A 24786-nucleotide genomic window follows, 5' to 3' on the forward strand; every position below is an offset into this window, starting at 1 on the left:
CAGGCATCTCATGACCACCGCCACCGAACTCCCGGCCCCCCGACCGGCGCAGCCCGGCTCAGGCCCCGCGCAGACAGGCCCCGCAGGCGCCGCCCCGCCAACTTCCGGGCCGGCCGAGGCCCCCATCACCATGCTGAACCCGGACTTCCCGTTCAGTTACGACCACTTCCTGGCCCATCCGGAGGGGCTGGGCTCGGTCCCGCCCGCGCGTTACGGAACGGGGGTCGCGATCGTCGGGGCAGGGCTGTCCGGCCTCGTCACGGCCTACGAGCTCATGAAGCTGGGCCTGCGCCCGGTTATCTACGAGGCGGACCAGATCGGCGGCCGCCTGAGGACCGCGAACTTCCCGTCCGCGCCGGGCGTCGTGGCCGACCTCGGCGGGATGCGATTCCCGGTCTCCGGCAGGGCGTTCTACCACTACGTAGACCTGCTGGGACTGCGGACCGAGGAATTCCCCAACCCGCTGGCACCGGCAACATCCAGCACCGTGATCGAGCTCGCGGGCCAGAAGTACTACGCCGAGACCGTGGCGGACCTGCCGCCGTTCTTCCTTGAAGTGGCGGATGCGTGGAAAGCGGCGGTCAACGACGGCGCCAAGTTCGGCCAGATGCAGGAGGCCATCCGGGCCCGGGACACCGCCCGGATCAAGGAACTGTGGAACGCCCTGCTCCCGGAAATGGACGAACAGACGTTCTACGGCTTCATCGCCGGCAGCGCGTCCTTCAAGGAAGCAGGCTTCGCCCACCGCGAAGCCTTCGGCCAGGTCGGGTTCGGTACCGGCGGCTGGGACACCGACTTCCCCAACTCCATCCTGGAGATCCTCCGCGTCGTCTACACCGACGCCGATGACCAGCACCGGCTCATTGCCGGCGGCGCGCAGCGGCTCCCCGAGGCACTGTGGGAGCACGCGCCGTCGGGCATGGCCCACTGGCCCGACGGCACTTCCCTCGCGTCCCTGCACGCCGGCGCCCCGCGCGGGGCCGTCGAGCGGATCGCCCGGCAGGGGAGCGGGGACTTCCGCATCCGGGAGCGCTGGGGGCGGGAAGCCGCCTACCCTGCGGTCGTGGCCACCTGCCAGTCGTGGCTGCTCTCCACCCGCATCCACACGGACGAAACCCTGTTCCCCGCGGAACTGTGGACCGCCATAGAACGCTCCCACTACATGCAGTCGTCCAAGACCTTCGTGATGGTGGACCGGCCGTTCTGGAAGGACATCGATCCCGCGACCGGCCGCGAGGTCCTGTCCATGACGCTTACGGACCGGTTGAACCGTGCGACGTATCTGCTGGACAACGGACCGGACAAGCCGGCGGTGATCCTGCTCTCCTACACCTGGAACGACGACGCGCTGAAGTGGCTGGCCCTGGACGCCGAGCAGCGGGTTGAGCTGATGCTGCACTCGCTCCAGCAGATCTACCCGGACGTGGACATTGCCAGCCACATCGTCGGCCAGCCGATCACGGTTTCCTGGGAGGCGGACCCCAACTTCATGGGCGCATTCAAGGCCAATTTGCCCGGGCACTACCGCTACCAGCAACGCCTCTTCACGCACTTCAAGCAGGACCAGCTGCCCGAGGACCAGCGCGGGATTTTCCTGGCCGGCGACGACGTCTCCTTCACGGCCGGCTGGGCCGAGGGCGCAATCACCACGGGGCTGAACGCCGTCTGGGGCGTGCTCAACCACCTTGGCGGCCGGGCCGCACCCGGGAATCCGGGACCCGGTGACCTGCTGGACGAATTGGGTCCCATCGCCCTGGATTGAGTGCGTTCGCGGACCAGGCCTGCGGGCCAGGCCTGCCGGCCAGGCGGGCCTGAGCGGCGCGGGCGGATCAGGAGCTGTGCAGTTCCCGGTGCGCCCGCGCCAGCTCCTGGTAGTGCGCCGCGTTGTGCTGCACGCCGGCGAACTCCTCGTCGCTGAGCTCCCGCCGGACCTTGGCAGGCACCCCGGCGACCAGCGAACGGGGCGGAATGACGGTGCCTTCGAGCACCACGGCGCCGGCGGCAATGAGGGACCCGGCGCCGATCACCGCGCCGTTGAGAATGGTGGCGCTCATGCCGATGAGGCAGTCGTCCTCGACCGTGCAGCCATGCACCACGGCACTGTGGCCGACGCTGACCCGCTCGCCCACGGTGCAGGGAAAGCCCGGGTCCGCGTGCAGCACCACGTTGTCCTGCAGGTTGCTCCCGGCCCCCACCGTGATGGCGGCAGTGTCCGCGCGGACGGAGACGCCGTAGAAGGCACTCGAGTTCTCGGCCAGCGTGGCCTTGCCGATCACCGACGCCGTCGGCGCAATGAAGACGGAGTCGTGGACGGCCGGGGTGTCACCGGCGAAAGCGTAAAGGGGAGCCATCTCTCCAGCCTAGAACACGCCCCCGCCCAACTGACTCGCAGCAGGGCCCGTTTTGAGCGTCCAAAACGGCCCCTGCAGCGAGTCAGTTGGGTCAGGCGGGGGAGCGGAGCACTGTGAAGCCCTCACCGCGCTCCGCCGGGCCCTGGTGCTCCACGCCAGGTTGCTCTAACCCCCGTTGCTCTAAGAGTCCAGGTTCCAGCGGGCCGGGGCCGGGGAGGACGACGGCGATCGGGGCGCCGGGTTCTGCCACGCGCCCCAGTTCGCGGACGACGTCGTCCCACTGGTCCGGCGGCAGGCCCGCCAGCGCATCCACGGCCCAGACGGACGCGAATGCCGCGTCGGGGAACGGAAGGGCGGCGGCGTCGGCCACCGAGGCCTCCAGCCCGCGGGCGCGCGCCGAATGGATGTGTTCCTCCGACGGGTCGACGCCGGTGAAATGGATGCCGTGCTGGACGAAGACGAGCCCGTCCGCGCCCGGGCCGCAGTCGAGGCCGAGCACACCGTGCCGACCCTCGGACTTCAACAGTGCCACGAACGCCGTCAGCTGGTCATCCCACAAAGCTGCCATACCTCTAGTTAAGGACCGGTATCAGTTAAAGACAACCGTCCGGTTGCCGTCCAGCAGCACGCGGTGCTCGGCGTGCCACTGCACGGCCTGGGCGAGGGTCCGGCCCTCCACGTCGCGGCCCATCTGGACGAACTGCTCGGCGGTGCGCCGGTGGTCCACCCGGATGACTTCCTGTTCGATGATCGGTCCCTCGTCCAGGGCCGCCGTGACGTAGTGCGCCGTGGCTCCGATGAGCTTCACGCCCCGGGCATGCGCCTGGTGGTAGGGCTTGGCGCCCTTGAAGGAGGGCAGGAAGGAGTGATGGATGTTGATGGCCTTGCCCGTGAGCTCGTTGCAGAGGTCATCGGAGATGATCTGCATGTAGCGGGCCAGGACGGTCAGCTCGATGTCGTGTTCGGCCATGAGGGCCCGGAGCCGGTCCTCGGCCTGGACCTTGGTGTCCGGCGTGACGGGGATGTGGTGGAACGGGATGCCGTAGAACTCCGCCAGTCCGGCCAGGTCCCGGTGGTTGGACACGATGGCCGGGATCTCGATCGGCAGGGTGCCTGAACGCTGCAGGAACAGCAGGTCGTTGAGGCAGTGGGCCGAGGTGCTGGCCATCAGCAGGGTGCGGACCTTCCGGCCGGCAGGGTTCAGGCTCCATTGCATCCCGAACGCCTGGGCCACGGGCTCAAGTGCCGCGTACAGCTCGGCGTGGGACGCCGCCGTCGTGGACTCGACCCGCATGAAGAAGGTACCGGTGCTGTGGCTGCCGTACTGCTGGGAGTCCGTAATATTGCACCCCGCCACGAGAAGGGCCCCGGCGACCGCATGCACGATTCCGGGCCGGTCCGGGCAGGAGAGGGTCAGGATGTAGGAAGCAGCCAGCTGGTCGTCAGTCACGAAGAACAGCCTACCCGCGCCGGGGGGCCCGTTTTGGTAGTGTTAACCCGTCGCAACTGGCGTTGGATGGCTAACCATCAGGGAGCGGCACTCACGAAGACCACGGATCGTACGCCTGGGCCGAGGGTCATGTCTTACCGGCTGGTAGCCTCACGGCTGCCCGAGTTTCGTTGCTGCCGCCCCGCAGGGCTTCAGCCGCCGCTGGGCCGGGCCCATCAGCAAGGGGGCCCGTAACCAAGGGGCGGGCGCAACGGGGCAGCCGGTAGCCTGACCAATAGCCGTACCCGTTCCCTAGCCAGGAGTTCCTCGTGACTACTACCACCGCAACCTCAGCCGCCGTGAGCAACCAGCCGCTGGCCGAGCTCGACCCCGAAATCGCCGCCGTCCTGGCCCAGGAGCTTGGCCGCCAGCGCGGCACCCTGGAAATGATCGCCTCCGAGAATTTCGCCCCGCGCGCCGTGATGGAAGCCCAGGGCTCCGTCCTGACCAACAAGTACGCCGAGGGCTACCCGGGCCGCCGCTACTACGGCGGCTGCGAGTACGTGGACATCGCCGAGCAGCTGGCCATTGACCGGGTCAAGGACCTGTTCGACGCCGAGTACGCCAACGTGCAGCCGCACTCCGGCGCGCAGGCCAACGCCGCCGCGCTCGCCGCCATGATCACCCCCGGGGACAAGATCCTGGGCCTGTCGCTGGCCCACGGCGGCCACCTGACCCACGGCATGAAGCTGAACTTCTCCGGCAAGCTCTACAACGTTGCCGCGTACCAGGTCGAGCAGGAGACCTTCCGGGTCGACATGGACAAGCTGCGCGAGCAGGCCATTGCCGAAAAGCCGCAGGTCATCATCGCCGGCTGGTCCGCCTACCCGCGCCACCTCGACTTCGCCGCCTTCCGCTCGATCGCGGACGAGGTCGGCGCCCTGCTCTGGACCGACATGGCGCACTTTGCCGGCCTGGTCGCAGCAGGACTGCACCCGAGCCCGGTGCCGTACTCCGACGTCGTCACCTCCACCGTGCACAAGACCCTCGCCGGCCCGCGGTCCGGCGTCATCCTGGCCAAGCAGGAGTGGGCCAAGAAGCTCAACTCCGCCGTCTTCCCGGGCCAGCAAGGCGGCCCGCTCATGCACGTGATCGCAGCCAAGGCCGTGGCCTTCAAGATCGCCGGCACCGAGGAATTCAAGGAGCGCCAGGAGCGCGTCCTGGAGGGCGCCAAGATCATCGCCGAGCGGCTCGGCCAGGCCGACGTGGCCGGCGCCGGCGTCTCGGTCCTGACCGGCGGCACCGACGTGCACCTGGTCCTCGTGGACCTGCGCAACTCCCAGCTGGACGGCCAGCAGGCCGAGGATCTCCTCCACTCCGTGGGCATCACCGTCAACCGCAACGCCGTGCCGTTCGACCCCCGCCCGCCGATGGTCACCTCCGGGCTGCGTATCGGCACCCCGGCCCTGGCCACCCGCGGATTCGGTGCCGAGGAATTCACCGAGGTCGCCGACATCATCGCCACAGCGCTGACGTCCGGGACGGCCGCGGACGTCGAGGCCCTGCAGTCCCGCGTGGACAAGCTCGCCGCCGACTTCCCGCTGTACCCGCAGCACGAGCAGTGGTGACCGGATGACGACCGAGATCGCCAACCCTGCCCAGGCCAACACCGCCCGGATCCTTGACGGGAAAGCCACCGCCGCCACGATCAAGGCCGAACTGACGCAGCGCGTCGCCGCGCTCAAGGCCAAGGGCATCACCCCGGGCCTGGGCACCATCCTGGTCGGCTCCGACCCGGGAAGCACGTGGTATGTCGGCGGCAAGCACAAGGACTGCGCCGAGGTGGGCATCACCTCCATCCGCCGCGACCTGCCCGAAGAAACCACCCAGGACGAACTCCTGGCCGTGGTCCGGGAGCTTAACGAGAACCCGGAATGCACCGGCTACATCGTCCAGCTGCCGCTGCCCAAACACATCGACCAGGACGTCATCCTGGAGGCCATGGACCCCGAAAAGGACGCCGACGGCCTGCACCCGATGAACCTGGGCCGGCTCGTGGCCAACGTCAGCGGACCCATGAAGTCCCCGCTGCCCTGCACGCCCAAGGGCTGCGTGGAGCTGCTGACCCGGCACGGGATCAAGCTCAGCGGCAAACGGGTCCTCGTGGTGGGCCGCGGCGTCACCATCGGCCGGCCGGCGGGGCTCCTGCTGACCCGCAAGGACGTTAACGCCACCGTGATCCTGGCCCACACCGGCACGGTGGACCTGCCCGCCGAACTCCGGCAGGCCGACGTCGTGATCGCTGCGGCCGGGCAGCCGCACATGATTAAGGCGGAGGACCTCAAACCCGGGGCAATCGTGCTCGACGTCGGCGTCAGCCGTGTGGATGACGGCAACGGAAAGGCTGTGGTCACCGGAGACGTGGACCCGGCCGCGGCCGGTGTCGCCGCGTGGCTTTCGCCCAACCCCGGCGGCGTGGGGCCGATGACCCGTGCCATGCTGCTGGCCAACGTGGTGGAAACGGCGGAACGCCACTTGGCCCAGGAAAGCCACTAGGCAGAGGAAAGCCACTCCGGCACCGCCTGAGACGCTCCCGCGGTGGTTGCGCCGGCTATGGCAGGCTCAACCCCCGCGGGATTCCGCCCGTCCCTCCGCGGCGAACATAACCAAACGAATACGTCAGGAGTTTTTACGAAAAGACTCTTTCATAGTTTGCGGGGATCCACTACCGTGGTGCGGGTGTCCGAACTTGCCTCAAAACAATCACGTGTAAGCAGCCCGGCTGATCGCGCTCCCGAGTACGTCATTACGGCCGAAAACCTGACCAAGCGCTACGGCGACGTCACCGCCGTCGACGGCATCTCCTTCCGCGTGCCCGCCGGGGAGGCGTTCGGCCTGCTTGGGCCCAACGGCGCCGGCAAGTCCACCACCATGAAGATGATCGGCGGGGTCTCCCAGCGCACCTCCGGCAGCCTGAGCATCATGGGACTCGACCCGGACCAGCACGGACCGGAGGTCCGCGCCCACCTGGGCGTGGTGCCGCAGCAGGACAACCTGGACGAGGAACTGAAGGTCCGGGACAACCTGCTGGTCTATGGCCGCTACTTCGGCCTGCCCATGAGCTACCTCAGGACCAAAGCCGATGAGCTGCTGGAATTCGCTCAGCTGACCGACAAGGCCAAGTCCAAGGTCGACGCCCTGTCCGGCGGCATGAAGCGCCGACTGACGATCGCCCGCTCCCTGATCAACGAGCCCCGCATCCTGCTGCTCGACGAGCCGACCACCGGCCTGGACCCGCAGGCCCGCCACATTCTCTGGGACCGGCTGTTCCGGCTCAAGGAACAAGGCGTCACGCTGATCCTGACCACGCACTACATGGACGAGGCCGAACAATTGTGCGACCGGCTGATCGTCGTGGACAAGGGCAGGATCATGGCCGAGGGCTCACCCGCGAACCTCATCCGCGAGTACTCGACCCGCGAAGTCCTGGAGCTCCGCTTCGGCTCGGAGCGCAACGCCACCATCGGCGCCGAGCTTGAAGGGATCGGCGAGCGGCTGGAAACCCTGCCGGACCGCGTCCTCATCTACGCCCACGACGGCGAAGCCGCCCTCGAGCAGGTCTCCGCCCGGGGCCTGCGGCCCGTCACGTCCCTCGTCCGCCGCTCCTCGCTCGAGGATGTCTTCCTCCGACTGACCGGCAGGAGCCTCGTTGACTGAGCACGCTGCTGCGCCAGCCGCGGCGCCGACCGGGCCGCCGGAACCGTTGCGCGCCCACTCACCTGCCGTTTCTGCAGCCCGCGCCCGCCGGTGGGGCGCGATCTACTACGCCGAGCAGGTCCTCCGGGTCATGAAGGGCTACGGCTGGACGATCGTTCTGTACGGCGTCGGGCAGCCGGCCGCCTACCTCTTCGCCATGGGCGTGGGCCTCGCCACGCTGGTCGAGGCCAACGGCGCGGGGGCCTTTGGCGGCGTCGGCTATATCACCTTCATCGCGCCGGCCCTGCTGATCTCGGCCGCCGTCATGACGACTGCCGGGGAGTTCACCTTCCCCGTGATGGACGGCTTCAAATGGCGCCGGGTCTACTACGGCCCGCACGCCTCGCCCTTGACGCCCGAGCAGATTGCCGGCGGCCACATCATCGCCGTTACCGCCCGCCTGCTCCTGCAGTCGGCCATTTACCTTGCCGTTGTGGCGCTGTTCGGGGCAGCACCGGGCGGCTGGAGCTGGGTCTCGATCCTCGTGGCCACGCTGGCCGGACTCTCGTTCGGCCTGCCGCTCATGGCCTACGCTGCAACGATCCAGCATGACAAGGGACAATTCGCCATGGTCATGCGGTTCATCGTCATGCCATTGTTCCTGTTCTCCGGCACCTTCTTTCCACTGGACACCCTCCCTCTTTCCGTGCGCTGGATCGGCTGGATCTCACCGATCTGGCACGGCACCGAGCTGGGCCGGGTCCTCACCTACAGCTACCAGGAGGCGCCGTTGCTCACGATCGTGCACCTGCTGTTCCTGCTGGGCCTGGCGGCGGCCGGCTGGGTCCTGACCACCCGCCAGTTCGCGAAAAGGATGGGCGCATGAGCACCCTGTCGGCGAGCCACAACCCCGGGGCCCACACTCCGGGCAGCACCAGCGTCACCGAGGCTGCCCGCAACCGGCGCTTCGGGCCGCTCTACTCCCGCAACGTCCGCGCCGTCGTCGCCCGCGGGCTCATGGCCACCAAGAGCAGCAACTGGCTCGTGATGGTCTCCGGCTTCTTCGAACCCGTGCTGTACCTGATCTCCATGGGCGTGGGCCTGGGCGCGATCGTCGGCACCGTGCAGGGCCCGGACGGGCAGGCGATCTCCTACGCCGCCTACATTGCCCCGGCGCTGCTGGCCGTCTCCGCCATGAACGGTGCCGTCTACGACTCCACCTGGAACGTCTTCTTCAAGATGAACTTCGCCAAGCTCTACCAGGGGATGCTCTACACCTCGCTCGGGCCGCTGGATGTCGCCATGGGGGAGATCTTCCTGGCCCTGCTCCGAGGATTCATGTACGCCACCGGGTTCACGGCCGTGATGGGCGTGATGGGGTTGATCACCACTCCGTGGGCGCTCCTGATGGTTCCGGCATCGGTGCTGATCGCATTCGGCTTCGCGAGCTTCGGGATGGGAATCACGAGCTTCATGAAGACCTTCCAGCAGATGGACTGGATCAATTTCGTGATGCTGCCGATGTTCCTCTTCAGCGCCACGTTCTACCCGCTGAGCGTGTATCCGCAGTCCATCCAGTTGTTGATCCAGGCCATGCCGCTGTGGCACGGCGTGGAGCTGCTGCGCCAGATCAGCGTTGGGGCGTTCACTCCGGCCACGGCCGTGCATGTCGGCTACTACCTCGTGATGATTGCCCTCGGGGTCACGCTCACCACCGGTCGCCTGCGCGGACTCTTCCTCAAATAACCATCCAAGGAAACGGAGATCCCATGATCGGCACATGGCACGCCCTCGTGATCGACTGCGAGGATCCGGACACGCTGGCCGCCTTCTACCAGCAGCTGCTGGGCATGATCCGGGTGCAGGAAGACGAGGACTGGATCTCGATCGGCGACGCCGCCGACCGTCCCGCCGTTGCCTTCCAGCGCGTGGACCGGCTGGTCCGGCCGCAGTGGCCGCACGCGGACCATCCGCAGCAGATGCACGTGGATGTGAAAGTCGGAGACCTCGACGCCGGTGAGGCGGAAGTGCTGAAGCTTGGCGCCGCACGCCAGGCGGGCGGTGGAAATTCGTACCGGGTTTTCACGGACCCGAGCGGCCACCCGTTCTGCCTGGTCCTGTCCTGAGGCCTGCGCGGGGAGCCCGATCCCCGGAATCACCAACTGACCCGCACCCAAGTGACCCGCACCCAACTGACTCGCAGCAGGGGCCGTTCTGAGGACTCAGAACGGCCCCTGCTGCGAGTTACTTGGGCTGGGGAGCATTTGGTTGGCGGGCCCTCCGTTCGCCCGGGGTGGAAGCGGGACGGGCCGCGGCAGGTGTTTGCGATAATGGGGGCATGCAATCTCTGGGCAACTCCGCGTCAGCGCCAAAATCGTCCGCGTTCAACCCGGCCAGGTCCCGGTTCTCCATGTTCCGGATCAGCGGACCGGGAATGATGGTCTTCATCATCGCGTTCATCGTCGCAGTGATCTTCGCGGCCAACCAGAACGACGTCGTCGGCTGGGTCGTGGCGATCATTGCCGCCTTCTGGCTCGCCCTGGCATCGTTCGTCGTCTTCAGCATCCAGAAGGCCGCCAGGAAGGCGGGAGCCAAGCTGAACGAGGCCCAGAACGCCTTCAACGCCGCGACCGGCCGTGCGCCGTCGTCCGGCAGCGTTGACCAGGGCAACACGCGCCTTGCCAGCGGACACCGCGCATCCGACGGGGCCCGCGACATGAAGCTGGACCACTCCTTCAAGATTGTCCAGGTGCAGGTCCGTGTTGTGGAGCAAGAGCGCGCCAAGGGTGCCGGCGCGGACCACGACACGATCCGCCGGGCACTGGAAACCATCGAGATCACCGCCGCCAACGCGCGGGACATGATCAAGTCCGGGGGCGGTTCCGACGAGCCCGTCCGCGGAACCATCATCGACTAGAGTGGATCGGGTGAGCTCGGCATTGGAGAAGGACCACCTTCGCATCGCATCCGTCAACGTCAACGGCCTTCGCGCCGCCTATAAGAAGGGCATGGCGGAATGGCTGGAGCCCCGCGGGGTGGACATCCTGTGCCTGCAGGAGGTCCGCGCGCCCGACGCGATCGTCCATGAGCTGCTCGGCGCAGGCTGGTACATCCTGCACGCGGAGGCCGAAGCCAAGGGCCGCGCCGGCGTTGCCATCGCCTCCCGCACCGAACCCCTCGCCACCCGCGTCGGGATCGGGGACGACTACTTCGCCACCGCCGGCCGCTGGGTCGAAGCCGACTACACCGTCCGCGACGCTGCCGGGCAGGCCTCCCGGCTGACCGTGGTCAGCGCCTACGTGCACTCCGGCGAGGCCGGCACCCCCAAGCAGGACGACAAGTTCCGCTTCCTTGACGTCATGGTCAACCGGCTGCCGGAACTGGCCAAGCACAGCGATCACGCCCTCGTGGTGGGTGACCTCAACGTGGGCCACACGGAACTGGACATCAGGAACTGGAAGGGCAACGTCAAACGCGCGGGCTTCCTTCCGGAGGAGCGCGCCTATTTCGACCGCTTCTTCGGCGAGGAAATCGGCTGGAAGGATGTTCACAGGGGCCTGGCGGGTAACGTCGACGGCCCCTACACTTGGTGGTCGCAACGGGGCCAGGCCTTCGACAACGACACCGGCTGGCGCATCGATTACCACATGGCCACGCCCGCTCTCGCTGCTGCCGCAGTGTCAGCCGTTGTTGACCGGGCACCGTCCTGGGACACACGCTTCTCCGACCACGCCCCGCTGGTAGTGGACTACCGGCTCTAGTCGTAAGGCTTCCACGCATGACCTCTGCTTCAACCGTGACCGACGCCGCTTCACCTGACGCCGCCGCCGCCAACGCCGGCGTTCCGGCTGCCGGTGCGCGGCACCGGATCCTGTCCGGGATGCAGCCCTCCGCAGACTCCCTGCACCTGGGCAACTACCTCGGCGCCCTTGTGAACTGGGTGAGGATGCAGGACGAGTACGACGCCGTCTTCTTCATCCCGGACCTCCACGCGATCACCGTCCCGCAGGACCCGGCCGAACTGGCCCACCGCACCAGGGTCACGGCCGCGCAGTACATTGCGGGCGGCGTCGACGTGGACAAATGCACGCTGTTCGTCCAATCCCAGGTGCCGGAGCATGCCCAGCTGGCGTGGGTCCTGAACTGCATCACGGGTTTCGGTGAAGCGTCCCGGATGACCCAGTTCAAGGACAAAGCCCTCAAGCACGGCTCGGAACAGGCAAGCGTCGGACTGTTCACGTACCCCATCCTGCAGGCCGCGGACATCCTCCTCTACCAGCCGCACGGTGTGCCGGTAGGCGAGGACCAGCGCCAGCACGTGGAACTCAGCCGGGACCTCGCCCAGCGCTTCAATTCACGCTTCGGCCAAACGTTCACGGTGCCGCAGCCCTTCATCCAGAAGGAATCGGCGAAGATCTACGATCTCCAGAACCCCACCGCCAAGATGTCCAAATCCGCGGAGTCACCGGCCGGGCTCATCAACCTCCTGGACGATCCGAAGGTCATCGCCAAGCGGATCAAGTCCGCCGTGACGGACACGGAGACGGAAATCCGCTTCGACCGCGAGGCCAAGCCCGGCGTGTCCAACCTGCTGACCATCTACTCGGCGATCTCCGGGCAGAGCGTGGAATCCATCGTCGCCGCCTACGAGGGCAAAATGTACGGACATCTCAAAGTGGACCTGGCCGAGGTCGTGGCCGAGCGCCTGACGCCGATCCGGGACCGGGCGAATGAGCTGCTGGACGATCCCGCCGAACTGGACCGGCTCCTGGCCCTCGGCGCGGACAAGGCCCGCGAGATCGCCTCGGTCACGCTCCGCGACGTCTATGCCAAGGTGGGCTTCCTGCCGTACGCCGGGTCCCAGGGAGTCCGCTAGGTCAATGTCCTCCCTCAACAAAGGCACCGCGAAAGGCACCCCGCAGGCCAGCCACGCCCTCCAGGGCACGGCTGGCAGGGAGCGGGATGCCCACGAGGGTCGCAGTGCTCCCGGGCCGGACGGAGTTCCGGAGTCCAACGGACATGCACGCAGCGAAGGCATCAGCATCGGCGTGATCCTGGGCTTTCCGTCGGAGATCGCCGAGGAACTCCAGCGCTGGCGGGCGTCCTTCGGGGACCCGATGGCCAGTGTCATTCCCGCCCACATCACGCTCGTGACAACCACGATGACCCAGGACTGGGAAGCAACGCGGAGCCATGTGCGGGACGTGGCCCGCAAGCAGGAACCGTTCACCGTGAGCATCGCCGGCACGGGATCCTTCCGCCCCGTCTCCCCGGTCGTCTTCCTCAACGTCGAAGACGGCTTCGGCGACTGCGTCAACCTGCACCGGCAACTCCAGGCCGGACCGCTGGAACGCGAGCTGCCGTTCGCGTACCACCCGCACGTCACTGTCGCCCATGACGTGGCGCCGGAAAGCCTCGACGAGGCCGAAACGGCGCTCAGCGATTACAGGGCCACGTTCCCTGTCGCTAGCATGGGACTTTACGAACACGACGACAACGGCATTTGGCAGCTACGGGAAGAGCTTGACTTTGGTACCGAACCTGACGACGACAGAGGCCCGCGCGGCGCAACAGGCCCCCGCTGAGCCTCCCCTTCCCACCGAGCTTGCCCGGCTGAAACTCGAAGTCATCCGCAGACAGGTCGACTGGGGCAAGGCACGCCGCACAGGCGGCAGGGGACCGGCGGCACTCATGCCGTTGATCCAGTGGCTGCTGGCCCGGCTTAACGCCTTCCGGCCCATGCGGGCCTTCCAGCACTACAACCTCCAGCACGGCCCGCTCATGAGCGCCGGCATCGGCTTCAACATGTTCTTCTCGATCACCGGGCTGCTGGCCACCGGTTTCTCCATTGCCGGGCTCGTGCTGCGCGGGCAGCCCGCCTTGCTGGACCGCGTCGTCAGCAGCGTCGCGGTGAACGCACCTGGACTCTTGAAGGTCGACGGCCGCGAAGGCCTCGTAAATCCGCAGGACCTGCTGAACCCCACCGGCCTGGGCTGGACGGCGGTGATCGCGGCGGTGGTGACCGTGGTGACGTCGCTGGGCTGGCTTGCCGGCCTGCGGGAGGGGCTCCGGGGCGTCATGCGCCTCAGTCCGCTGAAGATGAACCCGGTCCTCCTGAAACTGCGCGACGCCGGCACCCTCCTGCTGCTGGGGGCCGCCCTCGTGATCAGCGCCGGGGTGTCCCTGGTGTTCGGCACTGCCGCCGGCTGGGTGTCCGAGCAGCTTCAGCTGGACCCGCTGGTCGCCGTGCCGCTGACAACGTCCATCAAGATCGCGGTACCGCTCCTGCTCGGCTGGTGCACGGCCCTGATCATGTTCCGGCTGGCCGCAGGCCTGAAGCTGGCCCGGCAATCCCTGCTGGAGGGCACCATCCTCGCCGCCGTGGGCACTTCCGTGCTGCAGATCTTCAGCGCCGCACTCCTGGGCAACGCAGGCCGGAACCCCATCCTGGCGCCCTTTGCAATTATCATCGGGCTGCTCATCTGGTTCAACCTGATCAGCCAGGTCTACATGGTGTCCGCCGCCTGGTCCGCGGTCCGCGAAGGGGACCTGGCCAGCAGCCCCGCTGCCGGCACGAACGGGTGGGGCGCCCGCCGGGTACAGCCGGGCAAGACGCCGGCCGAGCCGCGCGAGCGGCGCCGCCCGTCAGTTGCTACCTTCCGGCGTCGAGGTACTGATCGGCCCACGCCGAAATAATCTTCGCAGCGCGGGCAGCGTGGCCTTTCCCGGTCAGCAGGTGATCGCTGCCTTCCAGCGAGGCGAAGCTGCGCGGGTGCCGGGCCGTCTGGAAGATGGTGCTGGCGTTCTCGATTCCCACCGTGTTGTCCGTGGGGGAGTGGAGCACCATGAGCGGCTTGTGCAGCTCCCTGATGCAGTCCGTGAGGTCAGCCTTGTCCAGGTCCTCGACGAAGTGACGCCGGATTTTCACCCGTTTTCCGCCCAGGTCCACTTCGGCGCCGCCAAAGGAATGCCCCACGAGCAGCGATACCGGCCGGCCGGACTCGCGCATGAATTCCGCCGCCCTCACGGTGTCTGCCACTTTGTGGCTGAAGGAGCCCCTTTTCAGATCGGGACATGGTGACCCTTATCGTTGCGTGGTGGGACCCGGTGCGTGCTGCCGGCCATTGAGCGGTCAGACGACGGCGGCGCCCCCACCCGGAAGGTGAGAGGCGCCGTCGTCGTGATGCTGTTGTCCAGGTGCTGGCTCTGTTGGTCTGGCGAGCCAGGTTCTAGATCTTGCGGGACAGGATGGCCTGCTTGACCTCGGCGATCGCCTGCGTGACCTGGATGCCGCGGGGGCATGCTTCGGTGCAGTTGAAGGTGGTGCGGCAGCGCCACACGCCTTCCTTGTCGTTGAGGATCTCCAGGCGCATGTCGCCGGCGTCATCGCGGGAATCGAAGATGAAGCGGTGCGCGTTGACGATCGCCGCCGGGCCGAAGTACTGGCCGTCGGTCCAGAACACCGGGCAGGACGAGGTGCACGCGGCGCAAAGGATGCACTTGGTGGTGTCGTCGAACCGTTCGCGGTCCTCGGCGGACTGCAGGCGTTCCTTGGTGGGCTCGTGGCCGCGGTTGATCAGGAAGGGCATGACTTCGCGGAAGGACTGGAAGAACGGTTCCATGTCCACGATCAGGTCCTTCTCCACCGGCAGGCCCTTGATGGGCTCGACCGTGATGGGCTTGGACGTGTCCAGATCCTTCAGGAGCGTCTTGCAGGCGAGGCGGTTGCGGCCGTTGATGCGCATGGCGTCGGAGCCGCAGACGCCGTGGGCGCAGGAGCGGCGGAAGGAGACGCTGCCGTCGATTTCCCACTTGATCTTGTGCAGGGCGTCGAGGACACGGTCCGTGCCGTACATGGTCACGTGGAAGTCGTCCCAGGTGGACTCGTCGGAGACCTCCGGGTTGTAGCGGCGCACCCGCAGGTGGACGTCGAAGGACGGGATGTCCCCGCCGCCGCCGATGTGCGCGGGCAGTTCGATCTTGGAGGCTGGCTCAGCGAGTTCAGCGGTCATTTTAGTACTTCCTCACCATCGGCTCGTAACGCGTAAAGACCACCGGTTTGGTGGCAAGCCGGATGCCCGCAATCGACTCGGCGGAACCGTCGGCCGGTGCGTGTTCATCCTTGTACGCCATGGAGTGCTTCATGAATTTTTCGTCGTCGCGCTCGGGGAAGTCCTCGCGGAAGTGGCCGCCGCGGGATTCCTCGCGGTGCAGGGCCGCTACGGTCATGACCTTGGCCAGTTCCAGCAGGAAGCCCAGTTCCACGGCCTCGAGCAGGTCCAGGTTGAAGCGCTTGCCCTTGTCCTGGACGCTGATGCGCTGGTACCGCTCCTCGAAGGACGCAATGTCCGTCAGGACCTGGTTCAGCGTGTCGGCGGTGCGGAACACCTGCATGTTGGCATCCATCGTGTCCTGCAGTTCCTTGCGGATTGCAGCGACCTTCTCGGTGCCGTCTGACGTGCGCACGTGCTCCAGGAGGTTCAGCGTGTAGGCCTCCGGGTCGGCCGGGAGCTCCACGAAATCAGCCGTCTTGGCGTACTCCGCGGCGGCAATGCCGGCGCGCTTGCCGAAGACGTTGATGTCCAGCAGCGAGTTGGTGCCCAGCCGGTTGGAACCGTGCACGGACACGCAGGCAACTTCACCGGCGGCGTAGAGGCCCGGAACAATGGTGTCGTTGTCCTGGAGGACCTCGGCGGTGATGTTGGTGGGGATCCCGCCCATGGCGTAGTGCGCCGTCGGGAAGACCGGGACCGGCTCCGTGTACGGCTCGACACCCAGGTAGGTGCGGGCGAACTCGGTGATGTCCGGCAGCTTGGCGTCGATGTGCGCAGGCTCAAGGTGCGTCAGGTCCAGGAGGACGTAATCCTTGTTCGGGCCGCAGCCGCGTCCTTCGCGGACCTCGTTGGCCATGGAGCGGGCCACGATGTCGCGGGGGGCGAGGTCCTTGATGGTCGGGGCGTAGCGCTCCATGAAGCGCTCACCCTCGGAGTTGCGCAGGATCGCGCCCTCGCCGCGGGCGGCCTCGGAAAGGAGGATGCCCAGGCCTGCAAGTCCTGTCGGGTGGAACTGGAAGAACTCCATGTCCTCCAGGGGGATGCCGCGGCGGAACGCGATGCCCATGCCGTCACCGGTGAGGGTGTGGGCGTTGGACGTGGTCTTGAAGACCTTGCCCGCGCCGCCGGAGGCGAACACCACGGACTTGGCCTGGAAGACGTGCAGCTCACCGGAGGCGAGGTCGTAGGAGACGACGCCGGCAACGCGCTTCTGCTTGTACGGCGTGCCGTCCTCGCGGACTGCGTCTTCCTCGACAGTGAGCAGGTCAAGGACGTAGTACTCGTTGTAGAACTCGACGTTGTGCTTGACGCAGTTCTGGTACAGGGTCTGCAGGATCATGTGGCCGGTGCGGTCGGCGGCGTAGCATGCGCGGCGGACCGGAGCCTTGCCGTGGTCGCGGGTGTGGCCACCGAAGCGGCGCTGGTCAATGCGGCCCTCGGGCGTGCGGTTGAACGGCAAGCCCATTTTTTCCAGGTCCAGGACGGCGTCGATCGCTTCCTTCGCCATGACCTCGGCGGCGTCCTGGTCAACCAGGTAGTCGCCGCCCTTGATGGTGTCGAAGGTGTGCCATTCCCAGTTGTCTTCCTCGACGTTGGCCAGTGCCGCACACATGCCGCCCTGTGCCGCGCCGGTGTGGGAGCGGGTGGGGTAAAGCTTGGTCAGTACCGCTGTTTTCGCGCGCTGACCTGATTCGATCGCCGCGCGCATCCCGGCGCCACCGGCACCGACGATGACGACGTCGTACTTATGGACCTGCATACCAGACGCTCTTTCTCTCAAAATTCGCTGTGAAACCTCCGGCCGGCGGAGCCTGCCCGGTGAGGTCTCGGGGAAATCTCTTGCCTGCGCTGGGCAGGCAATGATCGGTTGTCGTGACGGACCGTCAGATCGTGCCCTGGGGCAATGGTCCGGGACGGAACGCCACTACGGCGTCGGGCAGAATCCGCCCGCCAGCTGCGCGCCGTTGACCACGGGGCACGGGTCGAACGTGAAGATGACCAGCGTGCCCAGGATGATGATGACCGTGGTGGCTGCGTAGAGCACGATCTTCAGCGCGAGACGGCTGGAGTCCTTCTCGGCGTAGTCATTGATGATGGTCCGCACGCCGTTGGTGCCGTGGAGCATGGCGAGCCACAGCATGGCCAGGTCCCAGACCTGCCAGAAGGGATCAGCCCACTTGCCGGCCACGAAACCGAAGTCGATGGCGTGGATGCCTTCACCCACCAGGAGGTTCACGGTCAGGTGGCCGAAGATCAGGACAACCAGCACGACGCCGGAAAGCCGCATGAACAGCCAGGCGAGCATCTCGAAGTTGCCCTTGGAAGCGCCATGGCGGCGGTACTTTGGCTGGATCTTCCCGCTGCGCGGGCTCTGGATCTGCGTTGCAGTCATGGCTTAGTGACCTCCAAAGGCGATGGAAAGGTGGCGGATGGAGAAGCCCACCATGACGACAACCCAGAGACCCAGGACCGTCCACAGCATCTGGCGCTGGTACTTTGCGCCCTTCTTCCAGAAGTCCACCGCGATGATCCGCAGGCCGTTGAAGGCATGGAACACGATCGCTGCAACAAGGCCCGTTTCACCCAGGGCCATCAGGGGGTTCTTGTAGGCACCAATCACGGCGGTGTAGGCCTCGGGGGACACACGCACCAATGAGGTGTCCAGCACATGGACCAACAAGAAGAAAAAGATCACTACACCGGTAATGCGATGTCCAACCCAGGACCACATGCCTTCACGGCCGCGGTACAAGGTGCCAGCTGGTTTTGTCGGCACTGAATAAACCTCCCTGCAACACAGCGGCGCTGGCATGGGATCCACGCGGGGGGAACGCCTGCTGCGAGAGCACTCGTAAGCTCAAGCCTAAATCTAGGCTTCGCCCACAGCTTATTCAATTTGGGAACCCGATGGTGACAGGCTGCGGCGCGGTTTTGCGCCGGTTTTGAGACGAACGCCACATTCGGGCGGTAATGCGAAAGCTGAGGGGAAGCATTCAGGGGTGAATCGGCCGAGTTCAGCTAAAGTAGCCGTGATGACTACAGACAAAGCGACAAGCCAGGTTTCACCGCTGGACCGATTCATAGCGGTAATTCCCGCAGGCGGCGTGGGGACCCGCCTCTGGCCTCTGTCCCGGGCCGCAGCTCCGAAATTCCTCCACGACCTGACCGGCTCAGGCAGCACTTTGCTGCGTGCAACCTACGACCGCCTGCAGCCGCTCGCCGGCAAGCACGTGCTTGTCGTCACCGGCTCGGCCCACCGTGCAGCGGTTTGCCGGCAGCTGCCCGAGGTCCAGGACGCTGACCTGGTGCTGGAGAGCGAGCCCAAGGACTCCGGCGCGGCGATCGGCCTTGCCGCGGCCATCCTCCACGAGCGGGACCCGGACACCATCATGGGCTCCTTCGCTGCGGACCAGGTCATCAGCCCGGACGAGCTCTTCCAGGACGCCGTCCGCGAGGCCATCTACACCGCGGCCGCCGGGAAGATCGTCACGATCGGCATCAAGCCCACACACCCGTCCACGGGCTTCGGCTACATCCGTTCGGGCGCGAGCCTCAACATCCCGGACGCCCCCAGTGCGCAGTCCGTGGTGGAGTTCGTGGAGAAGCCCAGCGAGGAAGTTGCCCAGCAGTATCTGGACAGCGGGGAATACGTCTGGAACGCCGGCATGTTCGTCGCGCCGGTATCGCTCATGCTCAAGCACCTCGAAGCGAACCAGCCGGAGCTCTTCGCCGGCCTGCAGGAAATCGCCCGGGCCTGGGACACCCCGCAGCGGGACGAAGTCACGGCCCGGATCTGGCCGACGCTGCCCAAGATCGCGATTGACTACGCCGTGGCCGAACCGGCTGCTGCCGCAGGGGACGTCGCCGTTGTACCCGGGACCTTCCGCTGGGACGACGTCGGGGACTTCGCCTCCGTGGGCCGGCTCAACAGCGCCAAGGAAGTCAAGGACGTCACCGTGATAGGCGAGGGCGCCCGCGTCTTCACCGAGGACGCCAGCGGCGTGGTCGTTTCCGACACGAAGCGTGTGATCGCCCTGATCGGGATCAAGGACGTCGTGGTCGTGGACACCCCTGATGCCTTGCTGGTCATGCACAAGGAACACTCGCAACGGGTGAAGCAGGCCGTTGACGCGCTCAAGGCCAGCGGCGATACCGACGTACTGTAGGCGTTCCTCCCGCCTGGGACTGGCGCATTGCCGGCCAGCCGTCGTGCAGGAATCCGTAACGCGCCGTCCGCGATGCCGCTATTCCTTGAGCGCTCGCTAGAGTTATTCCGTGCGCAACTACACTACTGAAGCTGAGCCCACCACACTGGTGGGGCCGTGGCTGGAGCCCCTCCTGCCGGAGCTAATCGCTTTCCGCCGTGACCTCCATGCGCACCCGGAGCTCTCCTTCAAGGAGTTCCGCACCACTGAGAAGCTGGTGCAACGGCTCGAGGCTGCAGGCCTGAAGCCCCGCCGCCTTGAAGGCACGGGCGTCACGGTCGACGTCGGGGAGGGCCCCATCGCCACGGCCCTCCGCGGTGACATCGATGCCCTTCCCATCATCGAGGAAACCGGTCTCGAGTTCGCGTCCAAACACCATGGCGTCACCCACGCGTGCGGACACGACGTCCACACCACCACGATGCTGGGCATCGCCCTGATCCTGCAGCGCATGCACGAGCACTCGCCGCTCCGGGGCTCGGTCCGGATCATCTTCCAGCCCGCCGAGGAAACCATGCCCGGGGGCGCGCACGCCTGCATCGAGCAGGGCGTCCTGGAAGGCGTGCCCCGTATCCTGGCCTTGCACTGCGACCCCAGGATCGAAGTCGGCAAGATCGGCACCCGGATCGGGGCCATCACCTCTGCCTCGGACACCATCAAGATTGAGCTCTCCGGCCGCGGCGGCCACACCTCACGCCCGCACCTGACCGAAGAACTCGTCTTCGCCCTGGCCCAGATCGCTGTCAACGTTCCCGCCGTGCTCTCCCGCCGCGTCGACGTCCGCAGCGGCGTCTCGGTAGTGTGGGGCCAGATTTCCGCCGGGTCCGCCCCGAACGCCATTCCGGGCAGCGGCTTCATGGCCGGCACCATGCGGTGCCTGGACCGCGACGCCTGGCACAGCGCCGGCGAGCTCCTTGACGACGTCGTCCGCCAGGTCGCCGAGCCCTACGGCGTCGACGTCCTCCTGGAACACACCCGCGGCGTGCCGCCGGTGGTGAACTCCGAACACGAGACTGCGTTGATCGAGGCCGCGGCCCGCGCGGAAATCGGTGAAGGCGCCGTCGTCCTCACGCCCCAGTCCATGGGCGGGGAAGACTTTGCGTGGTTCCTGGCGGACCTGCCCGGTGCCATGATGCGCCTGGGCACCAAGACGCCAGGCGGTGAGGAGTACGACCTCCACCGCGGCGACTACATCCTGGACGAACGCGCCCTGGGCCTCGGCATCCGGGTCCTCGCGGCAGCGGCGCTGCGCACGCTCCGCGACCTCTAGCCTCCGGCCCCGAAACCCTGCATCCCGGGTTCGACGCGCCGGATCTCCGCACCTGTGACAGCACGACGCCGGGGTCGAGTTCCCAACATCCATTTAGGTTGTGCACAACTGAATTGCGTGCAACTTGGTTGTGGCGTAGAGTGGTGTTATGACCACGCCGGAGGGGACCCGCACGGCCGCTTCGGAAGCGCTCCGCCTGAACCGGCAGGTGTGCTTTGCGATGTACTCGGCCTCCCGTGCTGCCACGGCCGCCTACCGGCCCATGCTGGAGGAGCTCGGCCTGACGTACCCGCAGTACCTGGCCATGCTGGTGCTGTGGGAAGCGGAGCCGCGCAGCGTCCGTGAGCTGGGGGAGGAGCTCGGGCTCGACTCCGGAACGCTCTCGCCGCTGCTCAAGCGGCTCGAAGCGCTCGGCCTCGTCCAGCGCCGCCGGTCCGTCGAGGATGAGCGCCGCGTGCAGATCTCCCTCACCGACGCCGGCGCCGCACTCAGCGCCAAGGCCAGCGGCATCCCGCAGCGGCTCGCCGACGCCGCCGGCCTCACGCCGGCGGAACTGGACCAGCTCCGCGAAACCCTGGGCCGGCTGGCCGGCGCGCTCCAGGCCTCCCACTGAGCCTCCCCGGCAGCCCGGCGCGTCGACGTCGAAATCGCGGGAGGCGTGCCAACTCGCCGGAAGTTCCCGGCGACTCCGCAGGCTTCCGGCGAGTTCCCCGCTGAACCCCTATGTCCCTCCACGAGAACGGAACCCCATGAAGACTCTCTACACCGCCGAAGCGCTGGCCTCGGGCGAAGGCCGCGACGGTACCGCTGTGAGCAATGACGGCAAACTCCAGGTCACCCTCGCCAGTCCGGTGGAACTCGGCGGCGACGGCGCCGGAACCAACCCGGAGCAGCTGTTCGCCGCCGGCTACGCCGCATGCTTCCACTCCGCCCTTCGCCTCGTCGGACGCAAGGAACGGGCGGACCTGACCGATTCCGCCGTCGCCGCCAAGATCCACTTCGGCGCCCTCGCGGACGGAGCCGGATACGGCCTGGCCGCAGAGCTCGAGATCGCCCTGCCCGCCGTGGACCGGCAGACCGCCGAGGACCTGGTGGCCCGGGCCCACCAGATTTGCCCCTATTCCAACGCCACCCGTGGCAACATCACTGTCGACATCAAGATCATGGAGGTCGCCGCATGAGCGCCAACACCGAAACCACCCTCCCGGCCAGCACCCGCGAGATCCAGCTGGCATCCCGGCCGCACGGCCGTCCCGTTCCGGAGAACTTCCGCCTCGCCGAGTCCCGGCTGCCCGAGCTGCAGGACGGCCAGGTCCTGGTCCGCAACCTCTACATCTCGGTGGACCCCTACATGCGCGGCCGCATGAATGACGTGAAGTCCTACTCGGCCCCGTTCGCCCTGGACAAAGCGCTCGACGGCGGCGCGGTCGGGGAGGTTATCGCGTCCCGGTCCGCGGACCGCAAGGTGGGCGACGCCGTCGTCCATTCGCTGGGCTGGCGCGAATACGCCGTCCTTGACGCTGCCGCGACCACCCCGGCACGCACCGACCTCGCCCCGGCGTCAGCATTCCTCGGCGCGCTGGGCATGACCGGCCTGACGGCGTACGCCGGCCTGCTGAAGGTTGCGGAGTTCAAGGCCGGAGAGGTCGTCTTCGTCTCGGGTGCCGCAGGTGCCGTGGGCTCGCTCGTGGGCCAGATCGCCAAGGCCATGGGTGCCTCCCGCGTCATCGGCAGCGCCGGATCCGCGGAAAAGGTCGCCCGTCTGCTGGAACTCGGCTTCGACGCAGCGTTCAACTACCACGATGGCCCGGTGGCCGAACAGCTTGCTGCCGCGGCCGGGGAACGCGGGATCGACGTCTACTTCGACAACGTCGGCGGCGAACACCTCGAAGCCGCGCTGTCCGCGCTCACCGTCGGCGGCCGGGTGGCCATGTGCGGCGCCATTTCGCAGTACAACGCGACCGAACCCACCCCGGCTCCGCGGAACCTCATGCTTGCCATCGGCAAGCAGCTGACGCTCAAGGGCTTCCTCGTCAGCGGCTACTGGCAGCACATGGCCGAGTTCGTCGGGGCGATGTCCGCGTGGCTCGCCGACGGCACCGTGCGCTACGACGAGACCGTCGTGGACGGACTCCAGAACGCGCCGCAGGCGTTCATGGACCTGCTCGACGGCGCCAACACCGGCAAGATGCTCGTCCGGCTCTAGCTTGGCCCAAGGCCCCAAAAGACACGCCTCCGGCGCCGGTTCCCTTGCGGAACCGGCGCCGGAGGCGTTTGAGCGTGGCCTGCGCGGACGGCACGGGACTACCGATTGGTAACAAGTTCTCAACAATCTGGGTATTCCCTGTGAACCGTGTTACTGCACGTGTCGCAGGACACTAAAGTAGCTTGCATCCGTGCGCCTCGGCGCAGTGCTGCGAATCCGTCAGTGACAACTTCAGTTTGGGTCGAACCACCCGAAACAGACACTCATTGAACTCCTGTCGTAGCGCCAACCCTTTCTTCCTGGAGGAAAATTGAAGAACTCACTGCGTGCAACCCTCAAGCGCGGTTCCATGGCCGGCGTCGCCACCGCGGGTGCGGCCGCACTGTTGCTCACCGGCTGCGGAGCTGCCCCGTCGTCGTCGGGTGCCTCCGGCTCCGCGACGAAGTCGGACTACACCGCATGCATGGTCTCCGACTCCGGTGGATTCGACGACAAGTCGTTCAACCAGTCCGGCTACGAAGGTTTGCAGCAGTCCGTCAAGGACCTCGGCATCCAGGAGAAGCACGTCCAGTCCAAGGCTGACACCGACTACGACCCCAACCTGCGCTCCATGGTGCAGCAGGGCTGCAAGCTCACCGTCACTGTCGGCTTCCTCCTCGGCGACGCCACGAAGTCCATCGCCACGGCCAATCCGAACAGCCACTTCGCGATCATCGACTACAACGACCCCACGTTCCCCAAGAACGTCAAGCCGATCGTCTACGACACGGCCCAGGCCGCGTTCCTGGCCGGCTACCTGGCGGCCGGCACCTCGAAGACCGGGAAGGTGGCCACTTTCGGCGGCATCAACATCCCGACTGTCACGATCTTCATGGACGGCTTTGCCGACGGCGTGAAGTACTTCAACGACAAGAAGGGCAAGAACGTCCAGCTTATTGGCTGGGACAAGGCCAAGCAGGACGGCACCTTCGTCGGCGACTTCAAGCAGGTCGACAAGGGCAAGGTCCTCACCCAGGGCTTCCTGGACCAGGGCGCGGACATCATCCTTCCCGTGGCCGGCCCGGTGGGTTCGGGCGCAGGCAGCGCGATTCTGGAGGCCAAGTCCAAGGGCAAGGACGCCAAGCTGATCTGGGTTGACTCCGACGGTTACCTGACCGCCCCCGACTACAAGTCCGTGATCCTGTCCTCGGTCCAGAAGACCATGTCCACCGCGGTGGAGACGGTCATCAAGGACGACAAGGACGGCAAGTTCGACGCCGCACCGTACATCGGCACGCTCGAAAACGGCGGCGTGGCGCTGGCTCCGTTCCACGATCTCGACGCCGCCGTGCCGGCAGACCTGAAGAGCGAGCTGGACCAGCTGAAGAAGGACATCGTTTCCGGCACCGTCAAGGTCGAGTCGAAGTCCAGCCCGGCCAAATAAGCACTACACCGCGGGGCGCGCTGCCCTTCCGCCGTTACCCCGGCCGAAGGGCAGCGCGCTCTGTTTTGCTTGCAGCGTTTTGCCTGCAGAGTTTTGCCTGCAGCGTTTTGCTTGCCAGCCCTCTCTGCCCAGGGACCCCTGCGGACACTAGG

25 protein-coding genes and 1 pseudogene are annotated in these 24786 nt (G+C 66.8%); 18 read left to right on the forward strand and 8 right to left on the reverse strand.

What is annotated here, in order from left to right:
* Positions 1-10: 10 nt before the first annotated feature.
* A complete protein-coding gene (locus AC1DCZ_RS00220) occupies positions 11-1762 on the forward strand; it encodes a flavin monoamine oxidase family protein (RefSeq protein WP_476973067.1) in 1752 nt (583 codons plus the stop codon).
* A 67-nt stretch (positions 1763-1829) separates the two neighbouring features.
* On the opposite strand, the gene AC1DCZ_RS00225 is transcribed toward AC1DCZ_RS00220, so the two are convergent.
* The 3 genes from AC1DCZ_RS00225 to purU form a co-directional block, all read right to left on the reverse strand.
* Complete coding sequence (locus AC1DCZ_RS00225) at positions 1830-2351, reverse strand: gamma carbonic anhydrase family protein (protein ID WP_476972888.1); 522 nt, start codon at positions 2349-2351, stop codon at positions 1830-1832.
* A 91-nt stretch (positions 2352-2442) separates the two neighbouring features.
* On the reverse strand, positions 2443-2919 hold the full coding sequence (locus tag AC1DCZ_RS00230) for a class I SAM-dependent methyltransferase (RefSeq protein WP_476972889.1): 477 nt from the start codon (positions 2917-2919) through the stop codon (positions 2443-2445).
* Positions 2920-2940: 21 nt separating this feature from the next.
* Complete coding sequence (gene purU / locus AC1DCZ_RS00235; protein ID WP_476894837.1) at positions 2941-3801, reverse strand: formyltetrahydrofolate deformylase; 861 nt, start codon at positions 3799-3801, stop codon at positions 2941-2943.
* A gap of 308 nt (positions 3802-4109) precedes the next feature.
* Between purU and glyA the strand changes: the two genes are divergently transcribed.
* The 11 genes from glyA to AC1DCZ_RS00290 all read left to right on the forward strand — a co-directional run bounded on the left by glyA (position 4110) and on the right by AC1DCZ_RS00290 (position 14172).
* Complete coding sequence (glyA, locus tag AC1DCZ_RS00240) at positions 4110-5408, forward strand: serine hydroxymethyltransferase (protein WP_476972890.1); 1299 nt, start codon at positions 4110-4112, stop codon at positions 5406-5408.
* Between the two features lie 4 nt (positions 5409-5412).
* Entirely contained in the window at positions 5413-6336 is a 924-nt protein-coding gene (locus AC1DCZ_RS00245) for a bifunctional methylenetetrahydrofolate dehydrogenase/methenyltetrahydrofolate cyclohydrolase (RefSeq protein WP_476972891.1), read from the forward strand.
* Positions 6337-6585: 249 nt separating this feature from the next.
* Positions 6586-7497, forward strand: coding sequence for an ABC transporter ATP-binding protein (locus AC1DCZ_RS00250; RefSeq protein ID WP_476973068.1), 912 nt, complete (start codon positions 6586-6588; stop codon positions 7495-7497).
* A complete protein-coding gene (locus AC1DCZ_RS00255) occupies positions 7490-8362 on the forward strand; it encodes an ABC transporter permease (RefSeq protein ID WP_476972892.1) in 873 nt (290 codons plus the stop codon). Before AC1DCZ_RS00250 ends, AC1DCZ_RS00255 begins: the two co-directional genes overlap by 8 nt.
* On the forward strand, positions 8359-9222 hold the full coding sequence (locus AC1DCZ_RS00260) for an ABC transporter permease (RefSeq protein ID WP_476894842.1): 864 nt from the start codon (positions 8359-8361) through the stop codon (positions 9220-9222). The genes AC1DCZ_RS00255 and AC1DCZ_RS00260 overlap by 4 nt, the downstream gene beginning before the upstream one ends.
* A gap of 23 nt (positions 9223-9245) precedes the next feature.
* On the forward strand, positions 9246-9602 hold the full coding sequence (locus AC1DCZ_RS00265; protein WP_476972893.1) for a VOC family protein: 357 nt from the start codon (positions 9246-9248) through the stop codon (positions 9600-9602).
* A 212-nt stretch (positions 9603-9814) separates the two neighbouring features.
* A complete protein-coding gene (locus AC1DCZ_RS00270; RefSeq protein WP_476972894.1) occupies positions 9815-10393 on the forward strand; it encodes a hypothetical protein in 579 nt (192 codons plus the stop codon).
* Between the two features lie 10 nt (positions 10394-10403).
* The gene (locus tag AC1DCZ_RS00275) at positions 10404-11237 is read left to right on the forward strand and encodes an exodeoxyribonuclease III (protein WP_476972895.1); all 834 of its coding nucleotides are present in this window, start codon (positions 10404-10406) and stop codon (positions 11235-11237) included.
* A 17-nt stretch (positions 11238-11254) separates the two neighbouring features.
* Positions 11255-12352: a tryptophan--tRNA ligase gene (trpS, locus tag AC1DCZ_RS00280; protein ID WP_476972896.1), complete on the forward strand. Its 1098-nt coding sequence runs from the start codon at positions 11255-11257 to the stop codon at positions 12350-12352.
* Between the two features lie 4 nt (positions 12353-12356).
* A complete protein-coding gene (locus AC1DCZ_RS00285; protein ID WP_476972897.1) occupies positions 12357-13061 on the forward strand; it encodes a 2'-5' RNA ligase family protein in 705 nt (234 codons plus the stop codon).
* Complete coding sequence (locus AC1DCZ_RS00290) at positions 13006-14172, forward strand: YihY/virulence factor BrkB family protein (protein WP_476973069.1); 1167 nt, start codon at positions 13006-13008, stop codon at positions 14170-14172. The genes AC1DCZ_RS00285 and AC1DCZ_RS00290 overlap by 56 nt, the downstream gene beginning before the upstream one ends.
* Here the strand turns inward: AC1DCZ_RS00290 and AC1DCZ_RS00295 are convergent.
* From AC1DCZ_RS00295 to sdhC, 5 genes and pseudogenes are all read right to left on the reverse strand, one after another.
* Positions 14129-14560 (reverse strand): annotated as a pseudogene (locus tag AC1DCZ_RS00295) (alpha/beta hydrolase family protein); the annotation flags it as partial. The gene AC1DCZ_RS00290 and the pseudogene AC1DCZ_RS00295 overlap by 44 nt on opposite strands.
* 145 nt (positions 14561-14705) lie before the next feature.
* Positions 14706-15488, reverse strand: a complete 783-nt coding sequence (locus AC1DCZ_RS00300) for a succinate dehydrogenase iron-sulfur subunit (protein WP_024365819.1) — start codon at positions 15486-15488, stop codon at positions 14706-14708.
* A gap of 1 nt (position 15489) precedes the next feature.
* On the reverse strand, positions 15490-17289 hold the full coding sequence (sdhA, locus tag AC1DCZ_RS00305; protein ID WP_476894849.1) for a succinate dehydrogenase flavoprotein subunit: 1800 nt from the start codon (positions 17287-17289) through the stop codon (positions 15490-15492).
* Positions 17290-17454: 165 nt separating this feature from the next.
* Positions 17455-17922: a succinate dehydrogenase hydrophobic membrane anchor subunit gene (locus tag AC1DCZ_RS00310; protein ID WP_476894850.1), complete on the reverse strand. Its 468-nt coding sequence runs from the start codon at positions 17920-17922 to the stop codon at positions 17455-17457.
* Between the two features lie 3 nt (positions 17923-17925).
* Complete coding sequence (gene sdhC, locus AC1DCZ_RS00315; protein ID WP_476894851.1) at positions 17926-18306, reverse strand: succinate dehydrogenase, cytochrome b556 subunit; 381 nt, start codon at positions 18304-18306, stop codon at positions 17926-17928.
* A gap of 256 nt (positions 18307-18562) precedes the next feature.
* Between sdhC and AC1DCZ_RS00320 the strand changes: the two genes are divergently transcribed.
* The 6 genes from AC1DCZ_RS00320 to AC1DCZ_RS00345 all read left to right on the forward strand — a co-directional run bounded on the left by AC1DCZ_RS00320 (position 18563) and on the right by AC1DCZ_RS00345 (position 24634).
* A complete protein-coding gene (locus AC1DCZ_RS00320; RefSeq protein ID WP_476972898.1) occupies positions 18563-19696 on the forward strand; it encodes a mannose-1-phosphate guanylyltransferase in 1134 nt (377 codons plus the stop codon).
* Positions 19697-19805: 109 nt separating this feature from the next.
* Positions 19806-21005 (forward strand): amidohydrolase, encoded by a 1200-nt coding sequence (locus AC1DCZ_RS00325; RefSeq protein WP_476894853.1) that lies wholly within the window; start codon positions 19806-19808, stop codon positions 21003-21005.
* A gap of 148 nt (positions 21006-21153) precedes the next feature.
* Positions 21154-21618, forward strand: a complete 465-nt coding sequence (locus tag AC1DCZ_RS00330) for a MarR family winged helix-turn-helix transcriptional regulator (protein WP_476894854.1) — start codon at positions 21154-21156, stop codon at positions 21616-21618.
* A gap of 136 nt (positions 21619-21754) precedes the next feature.
* Complete coding sequence (locus AC1DCZ_RS00335; protein ID WP_476972899.1) at positions 21755-22186, forward strand: organic hydroperoxide resistance protein; 432 nt, start codon at positions 21755-21757, stop codon at positions 22184-22186.
* Positions 22183-23211, forward strand: a complete 1029-nt coding sequence (locus tag AC1DCZ_RS00340) for an NADP-dependent oxidoreductase (protein WP_476972900.1) — start codon at positions 22183-22185, stop codon at positions 23209-23211. The genes AC1DCZ_RS00335 and AC1DCZ_RS00340 overlap by 4 nt, the downstream gene beginning before the upstream one ends.
* A gap of 310 nt (positions 23212-23521) precedes the next feature.
* The gene (locus AC1DCZ_RS00345; protein WP_476972901.1) at positions 23522-24634 is read left to right on the forward strand and encodes a BMP family lipoprotein; all 1113 of its coding nucleotides are present in this window, start codon (positions 23522-23524) and stop codon (positions 24632-24634) included.
* Positions 24635-24786: the final 152 nt, after the last annotated feature.

It is taken from the genome of Arthrobacter sp. 10N418 (assembly GCF_056394725.1).